This window comes from Ferranicluibacter rubi (assembly GCF_011603255.1).
Lineage (GTDB): Bacteria > Pseudomonadota > Alphaproteobacteria > Rhizobiales > Rhizobiaceae > Ferranicluibacter > Ferranicluibacter rubi.
On sequence record NZ_JAANCM010000001.1, the window covers coordinates 776,086 to 789,758 of the forward strand.

14 protein-coding genes are annotated in these 13,673 nt (G+C 66.1%); 8 read left to right on the plus strand and 6 right to left on the minus strand.

Annotated elements, in window-relative coordinates:
* From G8E10_RS03695 to G8E10_RS03710, 4 genes are read left to right on the plus strand one after another with little or no spacing between them, the layout of a single operon-like run.
* On the plus strand, window positions 1-1,023 hold the full coding sequence (locus G8E10_RS03695) for an ABC transporter permease (RefSeq protein ID WP_167126962.1): 1,023 nt from the start codon (window positions 1-3) through the stop codon (window positions 1,021-1,023).
* A complete protein-coding gene (locus tag G8E10_RS03700) occupies window positions 1,020-2,048 on the plus strand; it encodes an ABC transporter permease (protein ID WP_167126966.1) in 1,029 nt (342 codons plus the stop codon). Before G8E10_RS03695 ends, G8E10_RS03700 begins: the two co-directional genes overlap by 4 nt.
* On the plus strand, window positions 2,048-2,389 hold the full coding sequence (gene rhaM / locus G8E10_RS03705; protein WP_167126969.1) for an L-rhamnose mutarotase: 342 nt from the start codon (window positions 2,048-2,050) through the stop codon (window positions 2,387-2,389). Before G8E10_RS03700 ends, rhaM begins: the two co-directional genes overlap by 1 nt.
* Window positions 2,386-3,789, plus strand: coding sequence for an FGGY-family carbohydrate kinase (locus tag G8E10_RS03710; protein ID WP_167126972.1), 1,404 nt, complete (start codon window positions 2,386-2,388; stop codon window positions 3,787-3,789). Before rhaM ends, G8E10_RS03710 begins: the two co-directional genes overlap by 4 nt.
* Here the strand turns inward: G8E10_RS03710 and cysK are convergent.
* From cysK to G8E10_RS03725, 3 genes are all read right to left on the minus strand, one after another.
* Window positions 3,786-4,751, minus strand: coding sequence for a cysteine synthase A (gene cysK, locus G8E10_RS03715; RefSeq protein ID WP_167126975.1), 966 nt, complete (start codon window positions 4,749-4,751; stop codon window positions 3,786-3,788). The two genes, G8E10_RS03710 and cysK, sit on opposite strands and share 4 nt — an antisense overlap.
* Window positions 4,752-4,905: 154 nt before the next feature.
* On the minus strand, window positions 4,906-5,526 hold the full coding sequence (locus G8E10_RS03720) for a LysE family transporter (RefSeq protein ID WP_167126978.1): 621 nt from the start codon (window positions 5,524-5,526) through the stop codon (window positions 4,906-4,908).
* A gap of 65 nt (window positions 5,527-5,591) precedes the next feature.
* A complete protein-coding gene (locus G8E10_RS03725) occupies window positions 5,592-6,479 on the minus strand; it encodes an N-acetylmuramic acid 6-phosphate etherase (RefSeq protein ID WP_167127146.1) in 888 nt (295 codons plus the stop codon).
* A gap of 210 nt (window positions 6,480-6,689) precedes the next feature.
* On the opposite strand from G8E10_RS03725, the gene G8E10_RS03730 reads away from it, so the two are divergent.
* Genes G8E10_RS03730 through nagA form a run of 4 tightly spaced genes read left to right on the plus strand, consistent with a single transcriptional unit; the run spans window position 6,690 to window position 10,599 of the window.
* Window positions 6,690-7,589, plus strand: coding sequence for a glucosamine kinase nucleotide-binding domain-containing protein (locus tag G8E10_RS03730; RefSeq protein ID WP_167126981.1), 900 nt, complete (start codon window positions 6,690-6,692; stop codon window positions 7,587-7,589).
* Window positions 7,586-8,350, plus strand: coding sequence for a GntR family transcriptional regulator (locus tag G8E10_RS03735; RefSeq protein WP_110733262.1), 765 nt, complete (start codon window positions 7,586-7,588; stop codon window positions 8,348-8,350). Before G8E10_RS03730 ends, G8E10_RS03735 begins: the two co-directional genes overlap by 4 nt.
* Before the next feature lie 45 nt (window positions 8,351-8,395).
* A complete protein-coding gene (locus G8E10_RS03740; RefSeq protein WP_110800649.1) occupies window positions 8,396-9,427 on the plus strand; it encodes an SIS domain-containing protein in 1,032 nt (343 codons plus the stop codon).
* A complete protein-coding gene (gene nagA, locus G8E10_RS03745; RefSeq protein ID WP_167126984.1) occupies window positions 9,424-10,599 on the plus strand; it encodes an N-acetylglucosamine-6-phosphate deacetylase in 1,176 nt (391 codons plus the stop codon). The genes G8E10_RS03740 and nagA overlap by 4 nt, the downstream gene beginning before the upstream one ends.
* Before the next feature lie 25 nt (window positions 10,600-10,624).
* On the opposite strand, the gene G8E10_RS03750 is transcribed toward nagA, so the two are convergent.
* Genes G8E10_RS03750 through G8E10_RS03760 form a run of 3 tightly spaced genes read right to left on the minus strand, consistent with a single transcriptional unit; the run spans window position 10,625 to window position 13,598 of the window.
* Complete coding sequence (locus tag G8E10_RS03750; RefSeq protein WP_167126987.1) at window positions 10,625-11,338, minus strand: copper homeostasis protein CutC; 714 nt, start codon at window positions 11,336-11,338, stop codon at window positions 10,625-10,627.
* The gene (locus tag G8E10_RS03755) at window positions 11,335-12,246 is read right to left on the minus strand and encodes an ROK family protein (RefSeq protein WP_167126990.1); all 912 of its coding nucleotides are present in this window, start codon (window positions 12,244-12,246) and stop codon (window positions 11,335-11,337) included. Before G8E10_RS03755 ends, G8E10_RS03750 begins: the two co-directional genes overlap by 4 nt.
* Window positions 12,243-13,598, minus strand: coding sequence for an amidase (locus G8E10_RS03760; RefSeq protein ID WP_425530814.1), 1,356 nt, complete (start codon window positions 13,596-13,598; stop codon window positions 12,243-12,245). Before G8E10_RS03760 ends, G8E10_RS03755 begins: the two co-directional genes overlap by 4 nt.
* Window positions 13,599-13,673 lie beyond the last annotated feature (75 nt).

The following is a 13,673-nucleotide window of genomic DNA, read 5'->3' on the forward strand; positions in this document are numbered from 1 at the left end:
ATGACCTTTCTGAAAAAGCGCGAAACCCTGCTCTTCCTCATCATCGCCCTGATGGTCGTCGCGTTCTCGACACGCGCGACCGGCTTCGGGAACCCGCGCAACCTCGCCGTCATCTTCAACGATACGGCGATTCTGATCATCCTGGCGCTGGCGCAGATGACGGTCATCCTGACGAAGTCGATCGATCTCTCGGTCGCCGCCAACCTCGCCTTCAGCGGCATGGCGGTGGCGATGCTGAACGCGGCCGTTCCGGGCCTGCCGCTCGTCCTCCTCATCCTGCTTGCCATCGGCATCGGGGCAGCGCTGGGCGCCATCAACGGGTTTCTCGTCTGGCGGCTCGAAATGCCGCCGATCGTGGTGACGCTGGGCACGCTCACCATCTATCGCGGCATGGCCTTCGTTCTCTCGGGCGGCGCCTGGGTCAACGCGCACCAGATGACGCCGGAGTTCCTTAACGTGCCCCGGCTTGGCATCGCCGGGCTCCCGGTTCTCTCCTGGGTCGCGGTGCTCGTCGTCGTGCTCGTCGCTCTCATGGCACGCTATACGCCTTTTGGCCGCTCGGCCTATGCGGCGGGCGGCAATCCCGTTGCCGCCGTCTATGCCGGCATCGATGTCGGCTATACGCGCTTTCTCGCCTTCACGCTCTCCGGCGCGCTTGCCGGTCTCAGCGGCTATCTCTGGGTGTCGCGCTATGCGGTGGCCTATGTCGATATCGCCATCGGCTTCGAACTCGACAGCGTCGCGGCCTGCGTCATCGGCGGCATCTCGATTGCCGGCGGTGTCGGCACCGTCATCGGCACCGTGCTCGGCGCGCTGTTCCTCGGCGTCATCAAGAACGCGCTGCCCGTCATCGGCATCTCGCCCTTCACGCAGATGGCGATCTCCGGCTCGGTGATCATTCTCGCCGTCGTGTTCAATGCGCGGCGCGAGCGCAATCGCGGGCGGATCATCCTGCGCAACCGGGCGGCCGAAGACGGCGGCGCTGATAAGACGGACAAGATCGGCAAGGAGGCCCTGGCATGAGCGCGATCCTCTCGACATCTCCTAAGCCCGAACCGTCGCAGCCCACGCGCCGCGCCATTCCCGACCGGCTCGGCACGCCGCTTCGCCGGCTGCTCGCCAGCTGGGAGGTGCTGCTGCTCGGTGTCGCGGTGGCCATCTTCGTGTTCAATTCGCTGGCCTCGCCCTATTTCCTCGATGCCTGGAACCTCTCCGACGCCACCTTCAACTTCACCGAAAAGGCGATGATCGCCTTTGCCATGGCGCTGCTGGTGATCGCCGGCGAGATCGACCTGTCGGTTGCTGCCATCATCGCGCTGGCCTCCACCGCCATGGGTGCGGCAGCCCAGGCGGGCGTGGGTGCGGCCGGGCTGGTGGGCATCGGCCTCTGCGTCGGTCTGGCCTGCGGCACCGTCAATGGCGTGCTCGTCTCGGGCATGAAGCTACCCTCCATCGTCGTCACCATCGGCACGATGAGCCTGTTTCGCGGCCTCTCCTATATCGTGCTCGGCGACAAGGCCTATGGCGGCTATCCCGCCGACTTCGCCTTCTTCGGGCAGGGCTATGTCGTCTGGGTGTTCTCGTTCGAATTCGTGCTGTTTCTCGTGCTGGCCGGGCTTTTCGCACTCCTGCTGCATGCGACGAATTTCGGGCGTCAGGTTCAGGTGATCGGCAATAACGAGTTTGCCGCACGCTTTTCCGGCATTCCGGTCGAGCGGATCAAATTCATCCTGTTTCTGCTGACGGGGCTGATGAGCGGCATCGCCGCCGTCTGCCTCACCTCGCGTCTTGGTTCCACCCGGCCCTCGATCGCGCAAGGCTGGGAGCTGGAGGTCGTGACCATGGTGGTGCTCGGCGGGGTCTCCATTCTCGGCGGCTCCGGCACGATCGGCGGCGTCGTCATCGCGGCCTTCGTCATGGGCCTCGTCACCTTCGGGCTTGGACTTCTGAACGTTCCCGGCATCGTCATGTCGATCTTCATCGGCCTGCTCCTCATCATCACCATCGCGCTGCCGATCCTGGCGCGCCGCATCAAGGCGAGATCCTGATGACCTCCGACAGGACGCTCGAACGCCACGCCTTCGTCATGAAGCTGCATGCCGGGCAAGAAGACGAGTATCGCCGCCGTCACGACGCGATCTGGCCGGAGCTGAGCGCGCTGTTGGTAAAGGCCGGCGTCCACGACTACTCGATCTTTCTCGATCCGGAGACGCTGACGCTGTTCGGCGTACTGTCGCGCCCGCGCGATCACGGCATGGCAGCCCTACCGGAGCATCCCGTCATGAAACGCTGGTGGGCGCATATGGCCGATATCATGGAGACCCATCCCGACAACGCACCGGTGTCGCGCGATCTGATCCCCGTGTTCCATCTGCCGGCGCAGCCATGACGCAAGGCGCTGGCAAAGTCGCCGTCTTCGACGTCGGCAAGACCAATGCGAAGCTCGTGGTCTACGATACCGCCAGCGGCCGGGAACTCGTCTCCCACAGGATGACCAACCGCGTGGTGAGCCATGGTCCCTATCCGCATTACGACACGGATGCGCTCTGGGCCTTCCTCATCGCCTCGCTCAAAGCCGTGGCGGAAACGCCGGGGTTTGATGCGATCTCGGTCACCACCCATGGGGCAGCGGCAGCCCTTCTCGATGAGCAGGGGGAGCTGGCGCTGCCGGTGCTCGACTATGAGCATGACTATCCGCAGGAGATCCAGGCCGACTACGATCGCATCCGCCCGGACTTCGCCGAGACCTTTTCCCCGAGGCTGTCGATGGGGCTCAATCTCGGGGCCCAGCTTCATTATCAGAAGACGGCGTTTCCCAACGAATTCGCCCGGGTGCGCACCATCGTTACCTATGCGCAATACTGGTCGGGCCGGCTCAGTGCGCGCTTTGCGACGGAGGTGACGTCGCTCGGCTGCCATACGGATCTCTGGAATCCGGCGCTTGGGCGGTTTTCCACGCTGGTCGAAGCGCTTGATCTTTCCGGGCTGATGGCGCCGGTGCACTCTGCGTTCGAGGCGCTGGGGCCACTGCTTGCGCCGCTCGCCAAAGAGATCGGGCTGGATGCGGACCAAGAGATCCCGGTCCATTGCGGTATACATGACAGCAATGCATCGCTGCTGCCCCATCTGATCGGGCGCGAATCTCCGTTTTCGGTGGTTTCCACCGGCACCTGGGTCGTTTCCTTCGGCGTCGGCGGTGATCTCGGACGGCTCGATCCCGCGCGGGATACCCTCGCCAATGTCGACGCCTATGGCCGTGCGGTTCCCTCTGCCCGCTTCATGGGCGGGCGGGAATATGAGATGCTGACATCCGATATGGAGCCTGTGCAGGCCAAGGCCAGCGATGCAGCGCTCATCCAGGCCGTCATCGCGCGCGGCATGATGCTCCTGCCATCGGTCGTCCCCGGCTGTGGGCCCTTCCCCGGCATGACGGCCGCGTGGGTTTCGGCAGACGGCGCTTCAGGCGCCGAGCGTCATGCGGCGATCTGCCTCTATCTCGCGTTGATGACGCGGGAGAGCCTCCGGCTCCTGAACGCCGGGGGTCCCATATTGGTCGAAGGACCGTTTGCGAAGAACGGGCTTTATCTCTCGGCACTGTCCGCCTTTTCCGGCCGGAGCGTGCTTGCGCTGGAGGGCTCGACGGGAACGAGCCTCGGTGCCGCGTTGCTGGCCGGCGGTACCGCTCCGAAGGCATCTGAAGACCCCGCGGTCGTGACGCCGCTCGGCACGCCGGCCGAGATCGAGACCTATCAGAGGCTCTGGCTAGAACGGATCGCCGCCCGCTGTTAGCCGAGGCCTTCGAAGAGCACGGTCGAGAGATATCGCTCGGCAAAGGACGGGATGATGACGACGATGGTCTTGCCGGCATTTTCGGCGCGCTGGCCGACCTGAATGGCGGCTTCGAGGGCGGCACCCGAGGAGATGCCGACCGGCACGCCCTCCAGCCGCGCGACCTCCCGCGAGCGCTCGACCGCCTTGCCTGAGGAGACCGTGATGACCTCGTCATAGATGCCGGTATCGAGGATGGCGGGGGCGAACCCCGCGCCGATGCCCTGGATCTTGTGGGAGCCGGGCGCACCGCCCGAGAGCACCGGCGACTCCTCCGGCTCGACCGCCACGATCCGCAGTGTCGGCTTTCTTTCCTTCAGCACCTGCCCCGCACCGGTGATGGTTCCACCGGTGCCGATGCCGGCAACCAGAATGTCGATGGCGCCTTCCGTATCGTTCCAGATCTCTTCGGCCGTCGTGCGGCGGTGAATGTCCGGGTTGGCGGCGTTCTCGAACTGCTGCGGCATGACGGCGCCGGGGATGGTCTCCAGAAGCTCGCGCGCCCGGGCGATGGCCCCGCGCATGCCTTGGCCACCCTCGGTCAGCACCAGTTCCGCCCCCAGAAGCGTCAGCATCTTGCGCCGCTCGACGGACATGGTCTCCGGCATCGTCAGGATCAGCCGATAACCCTTGGCGGCGGCGACGAAGGCGAGCGCAATACCGGTATTGCCGGATGTCGGCTCGATCAGCGTGCTGCGCTCGGGCGAGATCCGGCCCTCCGCCTCCAGCGCCTCGACCATCGCGACGCCGATGCGGTCCTTCACCGAGCTGATCGGGTTGAAGAATTCGAGCTTGGCCAGGAGATGCACCTCGATGCCGTGAGCTTTCGCCAGCCTGTCGAGGCGGACGATGGGCGTGTCGCCGATGGTCTCGGTGATCGAACCGTAGATGCGCCCGCGCCCGGGCCTATGCTCACCTGCCATGCGTATCTCCGCAAATCCTGTTTTCTCGGTCCTTCGCTGTTGCAGAAGGCCGGCGGACTTTACAATGCAGCGGCGATCTCCACGAGAACCGCCTTTCAGCCGTTCCTGTTTCCGAGAGCAAAGATCTGCGCGAAACGCGCCTTTCGGAGAAGGATCATGCGGTGCGGAGCGCGATATAGGCAGCCGTTGCGCCCAGCATGCTCGCCGCCGCACGGTTGAGGACTCTCAGTGCCTTCGGCCGGCGCAGGAACTGGCGCGCCCGCGATGCGAGCATGATGTAGGGGATGAGCACCGAGAGCAGGACTGTGAATGTGGTCAGCACCAGAAACACGTAATCGCGCGGGCCGATGGCACCGAGATCGATCAGCGTGGGCACGAGCGCGACGTAGAACAGCATCGTCTTCGGATTGCCAAGCGTGACCAGAAGCCCTGAGAGAAACGCAAGACCGGGCGAGGTGCGAACCTTGTTCTCCTCGACGTCCTGCGCCATCAGGCCCGATGTCCAAAGCTTCCAGGCGATGAAGCCGAGATAGAGCGCGCCGAGGATCTTGATGACGAGAAAGGCCGTGGTGAAGGTTTGGGCGACATAGGCGAGCCCAAGGACGACGCCCGTGAGGTAGACGAGATCTCCCAGCACGAGGCCGAGACCCATCAGGAACGTATCGCGAAAACCGGAGCCGAGGGCGCGCGCGACGATGGCGGTCATTCCCGGACCGGGAATGGCGGCAGCGACGAAAAGGGCGGCGGCATAGGCAAGGAGACTGGCGAGGGTCACGGTTGAAAACCTTCAAAAAAGACGGATCGAGAAAGGCCCCGAAGATACTCCGGGACGCTCGGACGCTAGCCCCGTCCGTCGCCAAGGGCAAGGGCACGCCGCAGGCTCTGTCCTGCCGCATCCAGCCGCTGCTGCGCGACATCGCGGCGGACGCCCGATGCCAGGAGAACGGCGATCTTGACCGAGCCGTCAGCCGCTTCGAGATGCCGCTCCGCCGTGGCCCTGTCGATTCCGGCGATATCGGCAACCATGCCGGCGGCGCGCTGGCGCAGCTTCCTGTTGTCGGGCCGCAGATTGACCATGTGCCCGTCATGGACATGGCCGAGCCCGATGCCGACCATGGTGGAGAGCATGTTGAGCGCGATCTTCTGCGCCGTTCCCGCGCCCATGCGGGTCGATCCGGAGATCACCTCGGGCGGGGTTTCCAGGAGAACGGCGACATCCGCCGCCTCAAACAGCCGCGCGCCGGCATTGTTGGCGATCGCCACCACGCTGGCGCCTGTGGCCCGCGCTGCAGCCGCACAGCCGAGCGCATACGGCGTGGAACCGCTGGCGGAGACGATGACCAGACAATCCCCGGCTCCGACGCCTGCCTGCTCGACATCGCGGACACCGAGATCGTGATCGTCCTCGTAGCCGCCCGCGAGGTCGGCAAGGCTCGCCGCGCCGCCGGCGAGAAGAAAGACGACCGCATGGGGCGCCAAACCATAGGTGCCGGGCAGTTCGAGCGCATCGACCATCGCCATCAGCCCCGAACTGCCGGCGCCGGCATAGATCAGCCGGCCACCGCTTTGCAGCGCCTGCGTGGCGAGACCGGCCGCAGCCGCGAGTGGCTCCAGCGCGCCATCGACCGCCCGCGCCGCCGCCTGTTGGCTTTCCGCCAGAAGCTTCAAGACCGAGACCGCATCCCTGACGTCGATGTCCTGTGCCTCTGCATGGCGCTCTTCCGTCATGTCCGCCACGCGAACCTCCTTGAAAACAAGTCCAAATGAATACCAATAGAACGGAGAAAATCAAGACGGCGCCGAGAGATCCGTTACAAATACGGGGATGGCCTGGACTTACGGTCCTGTAATTTCATCGTAAAATCAATTTTCTAAATTTTGTTGATTTTCACCTTGGTAAATGGTCCTTTTTTGGTATTATCACACCGGAGGTTATCCATGGATCATTTTCGTGTCGGAATCGATGGTGGGGGTACGCGGTGCCGGGCGGCGGTGGCCGGTGCGGAAGGCCGTATTCTCGGCCGTGGCATCAGCGGCGCTGCCAACATCCTGACCGATCCGGAAACCGCGCTCGTCCATATCCGGCTGGCGACGGAGGCTGCCTTTCAAGAGGCGGGACTTCCCGTGTCCGGGCTCTCCTCGGCCACCGCCGTTCTCGGTCTCGCCGGCAACAATGTGGCGGATGCCGTCTCCTTCATTGCCGCACGCCTGCCCTTTGCCAAGGCCGAGATCGTATCCGACGTGCTGATCGCGCTTCAGGGCGCGCTGGGCGACCGCGATGGCGCGGTGGCAAGCCTCGGGACGGGCACCGTCTACAGCATTCGGCAACAGGGCACGGTCTCCATGCTCGGTGGTCACGGCTTCAAGGTGGGTGATCTTGGCAGCGGTGCGAGGCTTGGGCAAGGCCTTCTTCAGGAGGCGCTGCTTGCCCATGACGGCATTCGGCCTGCCTCTCCGCTGACAGAGACGGTGCTTGCAGAGTTCGGCCACGCGCCCGCGGCCATCATCGCCTTTGCCCATACCGCGCATCCCGCCGATTATGGCCGCTACGCACCGAGCGTCTTTTCGGCCGCAGCCGTCGGCGATCCGGTCGCGGTCGACCTCGTCCGCACGGCCGCACGACACATCGACCAGACGCTCGACGCCATCGTCGCCCGCGATGTGCGGACCCTCTGCCTCGTCGGCGGCCTCGCGCCACTCTACAGGCCGTGGCTCACTGAGCGGCCGGGCATCGAGATTCTCGACCCGACGGCCGATGCGCTCACCGGAGCCGTTGCGCTCGCGGTCCAGCGCTTCGCATCCGATCCGTCTCCGGCACAAATGGAGGCAGCGCAATGAGCGATCATCTGGCGCATCTGCTGCCGCTCGAAGGCCTGCAGGGTGCGGGGGCCGGGCCCTTGTACCTCAAGCTGCGCCAGTCGCTGGAAGAGGCGATCCAGTCGGGCCGGCTCAACCATGGCGATGCGCTGCCGCCGGAGCGCGACCTTGCCGAATATGCCAATATCAGCCGGGTGACCGTGCGCAAGGCGGTGGACGATCTCGTGCGCGACGGGCTCCTCGTGCGCCGTCACGGCTCGGGCACCTTCGTCGTGAAGCCCCTGGCGCGCGTGCAGCAATCCCTCTCCCGCCTCACCTCCTTTACCGAGGACATGGCGCGCCGCGGGCTGACCACGCGGGCCCAGTGGATCGAGCGGGGCCTCTTTGCCGCCTCGCCGGACGAGATGATGACGCTCGGCCTGCCGGCCGACGCGCTCGTTGCCCGCCTCGGTCGCCTGCGGATCGCCGACGACATGCCGCTGGCCATCGAGCGGGCCAGCATCTCGGCCGAATTCCTGCCGGATCCGATGCGGGTCACGACGTCGCTTTACGCAGAACTCGACAAGACGCGCGCGCGCCCTGTGCGCGCGGTGCAGCGGATCTCGGCCTGCGAACTGAAGGATACGGACGCCACCATGCTGGGCGTCCGCAGTGGAGCGGCGAGCCTGTCGATCGAGCGCATCTCCTATCTCGCATCCGGTCGCGTGGTGGAGTTCACCCGCTCGCTCTATCGCGGCGATGCCTATGATTTCGTGGCTGAACTCAGCCTTTCCGACACCTGAAGACGGCCCGACACGCAAGAGACGGCCTTGAAGGACACGCACGACATGACGACCGAACAGACTCATATGCGCCGCGAGATCAACGAGATCCCGGAAGCTGCCGCCCGGCTTCTCGAAGGTTCTCGCACAGCGCTCGATGCCGCAGGGGCCGCGCTTGCGGCACACGACCCCGCCTTTCTCGTGACCATCGCCCGTGGCTCCTCCGACCACGCGGCTTTGTTCCTCAAATATGCAATCGAGCTGACCACCGGTCGCCCTGTCGCCTCGCTCGGTCCGTCGCTCGCCTCGATCTACGGCGCGAAGATGGCGCTGGCGGGGGCTGGCTCCATCGCCATCTCGCAGTCCGGCAAGAGCCCGGATATCGTTGCCATGGCGGAGGCCGCGACCAAGGCCGGCGCCGTCACCATCGCGCTGACCAACACGCTGCCATCGCCGATCGCCGAGGCAAGCACGCATCCGGTGCACATCATGGCTGGCCCGGAAATCGCCGTTGCCGCGACGAAATCCTACGTGAACTCGATCATCGCCGGCCTCGCCGTGCTCGCGGCCTGGACGCAGGACGCGGCGCTCGAGCGCGCGGTGCGCGACCTGCCCATGCATCTCGCCCGCGCTGTGACGCTCGACTGGAGCGCGCTGTTCGACGGCATCGGAACATCCGACTCGCTCTACGTGCTCGGTCGCGGCCCGGCGCTCGCCATTGCCAGCGAAGCGGCGCTGAAGTTCAAGGAGACATCCGGCCTGCACGCCGAGGCCTATTCCGCAGCCGAGGTGCTGCATGGGCCGGTGGCGCTGGTCGAAAAGCGTTTTCCCGTTCTCGGCCTTGCCGCGCGCGATGCGGCCGAAGCGTCCGTCACCGGCATTCTCGACGACCTCGCAGGCAAGGGCGCCCGTGCATTCCTGACGGCAGACGCCCATGGACGCGCAGCACCGCTGCCCTTTGTCGCGACCGGCCATCCGCTGACCGACGCGCTCTGCCTGATCCTGCCCTTCTACGGCTTCGTGGAGGCATGGTCGCGCGCCAAGGGCTTCAACCCGGATCAGCCGGCAGCGCTGAAGAAAGTGACGGAAACGCGATGAACGCACAGCGCGACGACACGGCTTTCGCCGTCATCGGTGCCCGGATCTTCGACGGGCAGGACTGGCACGCCGGACAGGCACTTCTGGTCGGCAGCGGCGTCGTCACCGGCATCGTCGCGCTGGAGGCTCTGCCTGAGGGGATCGAGACGGTGTCTGCCGACGGACACCTGCTCGTGCCCGGTTTCATCGACCTGCAGGTCAATGGCGGCGGCGGCGCGCTGCTGAACGATGCGCCGAGCGCGGAGGCGATCCGCACGATCTGCGCGGCACATGCGCGCTTCGGCACGACCGCCCTCCTGCCGACGCTCATCACCGACACGCCGGATGTCCGCACCCTCGCGATCACCGCGGCGCGGGAAGCGCGGGCAGAGGGCATTCCCGGCTTCATCGGCCTGCATCTGGAAGGCCCGCATCTGTCGGTGGCGCGCAAGGGCGTCCATGATCCCGATCTGATCCGGCCGATGGAGGCCGACGATCTCGACGTGATCCTCGCCTGCGCCTCGCTGTTCGATGCGGTCATGGTCACGGTCGCGCCGGAGAATGCGACGCTGGAGCAGGTGGCGGCGATGAGCAAGGCCGGCATTACCGTCAGCCTCGGCCATACCGCGGCCGACTACGAGACGGTGGCGACCTATGCGCTGGCCGGCGCCCGCACCGTCACCCATCTTTTCAACGCCATGAGCCCGCTCGGGCATCGCGAGCCCGGCTGCGTCGGCGCGGCCCTCGATCTCGGCACGCTGCACGCCGGCATCATCGCCGACGGGTTTCACGTGGATCCGGTGTCCATGAGCATTGCGCTGCGCGCAAAAGTCGGACCCGGCCGGATCTTTCTCGTCACCGACGCCATGTCGACCATCGGCTCGGACCAGACGGGGTTTCTCCTCAACGGGCGCGAGATCTTCCGCCGCGACGGCCGGCTGACGCTCGCCGACGGAACGCTGGCCGGCGCCGATATCGACATGCTGTCGTCCGTGCGCTTCGTCCACCAGACGCTCGATCTGCCGCTCGGCGAGGCGATCCGGATGGCATCGGCCTATCCGGCCGACGCCATCGGCCTGTCGGCCACCAAGGGCCGGCTGCTGCCGGGGCTGGATGCGGATTTCGTTCTCCTGACGGAAGATCTCGACATGGTCGCGACCTATATCGGCGGCCATGCCGTGTTTTCGGCCTAAAAGCAGGCGCGACCGCCGATCTCGATCAGAGCGCTGCCTTCAGCGCCCTGACGATACCGGCGTCGGTGCGTCGTGCCGTCTCCGGCGCAAAACCCAGCTCGACGAGACGGTTATCGGCGGTGGGAACCGAGGCCGAGCAGGACGCGTGAACCTCCGAGACGCCGATGGCGAGCAGCGGCCTCACGGTTTCGAGTGTCACGCCGGAACCCGGCATGATCGTGAGGCGGCTGCCAGCCCTGCGCACGAGATCCGTGATGGCAGCGATACCTTGAGCGGCCTTCCTCTCGCCGCCCGAAGTCAGGATCCGCTCGAAGCCGAGATCAATGGCGGTTTCGAGCGCTGCCGCCTGATCCGGCACGAGGTCGAAGGCGCGGTGGAGCGTCCGGCCCATGTCACTTGCGCGATGCACGAGACGGGCAAGACACGCCGCATCGAGACTGCGATCGGCGAGGCTTGCGCCGAGCACGACGCCGGCGAGACCCGCCTGACGCGCCGCGTCGATTTCCGTCTCCATCATGGCGATCTCGGTCTCCTCGAAGACGAAATCGCCGGCGCGCGGTCGGATCATCGCATAGACCGGCACGGACATGCGGCCGGCAAGCTGCATGAGACCCGCGGTCGGCGTCAGGCCGCCGAGCGACAGAGCGGAGCAAAGCTCGATCCGATCGGCGCCTCCCTCGACCGCGGCCAGAAGGCCGGCTGCATCATCGACGCAGACTTCAAGCAGGACAGGGCTCATTGGTCATCTCCCGTGAGAGCGAGAAGGGCGGCACCGATCAGGCCGGGCTCGATGCGGCATTCCCCGGGCACGATCAGCGGCCGATCGAATTTGCGCAGAATGCGGGCGCGGACCGCCTGATCGATGGCCGCAATCAGCGGCGTGACGCCCGACAGGCCGCCACCGACGGGCACGATAGTGGCGCCGGTGATGTTGATCGCGAGCGCCAGAGGCGATGATACGAGATCGACCAGAACCTCGATGGTGCGGGCGGCACCGGCATCGCCTGCCTGCCAGCGCGCGGTAATCTCTTGGCTCGTCAGCGTCTCCGTATGCAGCAGCTGGTGAAGGCGCTCCATGCCCCGCGCGGCACCGATCGTATCGACGCAGCCGCTCTGGCCGCAGCCGCAAGGAAAGGCGGGAATGGCGACGGGCGGATTTCCGGCCGTGGCGGCGACGGCGGGACCATGCCCCCACTCGCCGGCAAAGCCGCCGTCGCCGTTGATCAGTCGCCCGTTGGCAACCAGCCCACCACCCACACCCGTGCCGAGGATGACGCCGAAAACGATGCGGTGTCCGCGTCCGGCACCGAGACCCGCTTCGGCGAGCGCGAAGCAGTCCGCATCATTGGCGATGAGCACCGGCATCTGCAGGCGGTCACCGAGATCGCGGGCGAGCGGGCGTTGGTGCAGGCAAGGAATGTTGGCGACGGTAATGGCTTGCGTGTCGGGATCGACCACGCCGGCAATCGACAGGGCGATCCGCTCGGGCCGGATGCCGGCCTCCTCGAAGGCGGCCTCCAGCGTCGCGACGAAGGCATCGAAGTCATTGAGCGGCGTCGGCCGGCGTGTCAGCGGGCGAATATCCTCAGGCGAGGTGGCGACGGCACCCTTGATGGCGGAGCCGCCGATATCGAAACAGACGATCATGCCTCACCCCGGATGATATGTTCGGCAGCCAGCGCGGCCGATAGCAGCCGGCGATCTTCGCCCTGCGGCGCCGAGAGAAGGAAACCGACCGGCATGCCGGCGTCGCCCGTTCCGCAGGGAATGGAGATGCCGCAGCCGTCGAGGAAATTGCCGACCAGCGTGTTGCGCAGCGTGCGGAAGTTGGTGTCCACGAACAACGCGTCATCGGTCAGAAGCGGTGCGATCGGTGGCGCGACATGGGGGAGCGTCGGATGGGCCAGCAGTTCGCGCGGGCCGAGCATGGCGGAAAAGGCGGCGATCATCCTGCTGCGGGCGGCGGCCAGCGCGATATAGTCGGCCATGGCGATCTTCTCGCCCATCCGCGTGCGGACCACGACGCGCGGGTCCATTCTTTCTGCATCGGGACCCGCAAGTCGCTCGCGATGGAGCGCGAAGGCCTCAGCGGTCACGAGCGCGCCATGGCGGGCGAACAGGTCGAAGACCTCGGCAAAGAGCGGCACCGCGCGGCGCTCGATACGGGCACCGGCATTGGCAAGGCGCGCGAGCGCCGCCTCGAAGGCCGCAACGACGGCAGGTTCTGCCCCATCGAACATCACGGTCTGCGGCACGACGAGCGTCAGCCCGTCGATCTCTCCGCGACCAGCCTCGGGGATGCCGACGCCCCGCATCGCGGCATCCACCCAGACGGCATCCTGCACCGTCCGGCAGAGGGGGCCGAGCGAATCGAGGCTCGTGGCCAGGGGAAAGACGCCATCCATGGCATAACGACCACGCGTCGCCTTGTAGCCGACGATGCCGTTTACGGCAGCGGGGATGCGAATGGAACCGCCCGTGTCGGTGCCGATCGCGACCGGCACGAGGCCCGCCGCCACGGCAACGGCCGAGCCGGACGAGGAGCCGCCGGGAATGCGCTGCACGTCGGTGGAGGCTGCATTGGCCGGCGTGCCATAATGCGGATTGATACCGAGGCCGGAAAACGCGAACTCACTCATATTCGTCCGGCCGACCGCCACCATGCCGGCGGCTGCGAGCGCTGCGACGACGGTCGCGTCTTTTTCCGCCGGGCCCTCATCGAGAACGACCGAGCCTGCCCGCGTCACCGCACCTCGGCTGTTGAATAGGTCCTTCCAGGCAACGGGAATGCCATCGAGAAGGCCGAGCGACCGGCCGGTCTTCAGGCGCGCACCGGCAGCCGCCGCTTCCTGCAAGGCACGCTTTTCCAGAACCTCCGTGAAGATCGCCGGGTCGGCGGCCTTGATTTTGGCAAGCACCGTTTCCACTAAATCGACCGGGTCGAGAGCACCATTCTGGAGAAGGACGGCGAGGCTGGCGACGGAAAGGTCCGTCCTGATATCGTTCATGATGCGCTCCGGCGAGGTTGCCGTTCTCTCCTACTGCATTCTCGCACAAACCAAAATCGGCCCCGG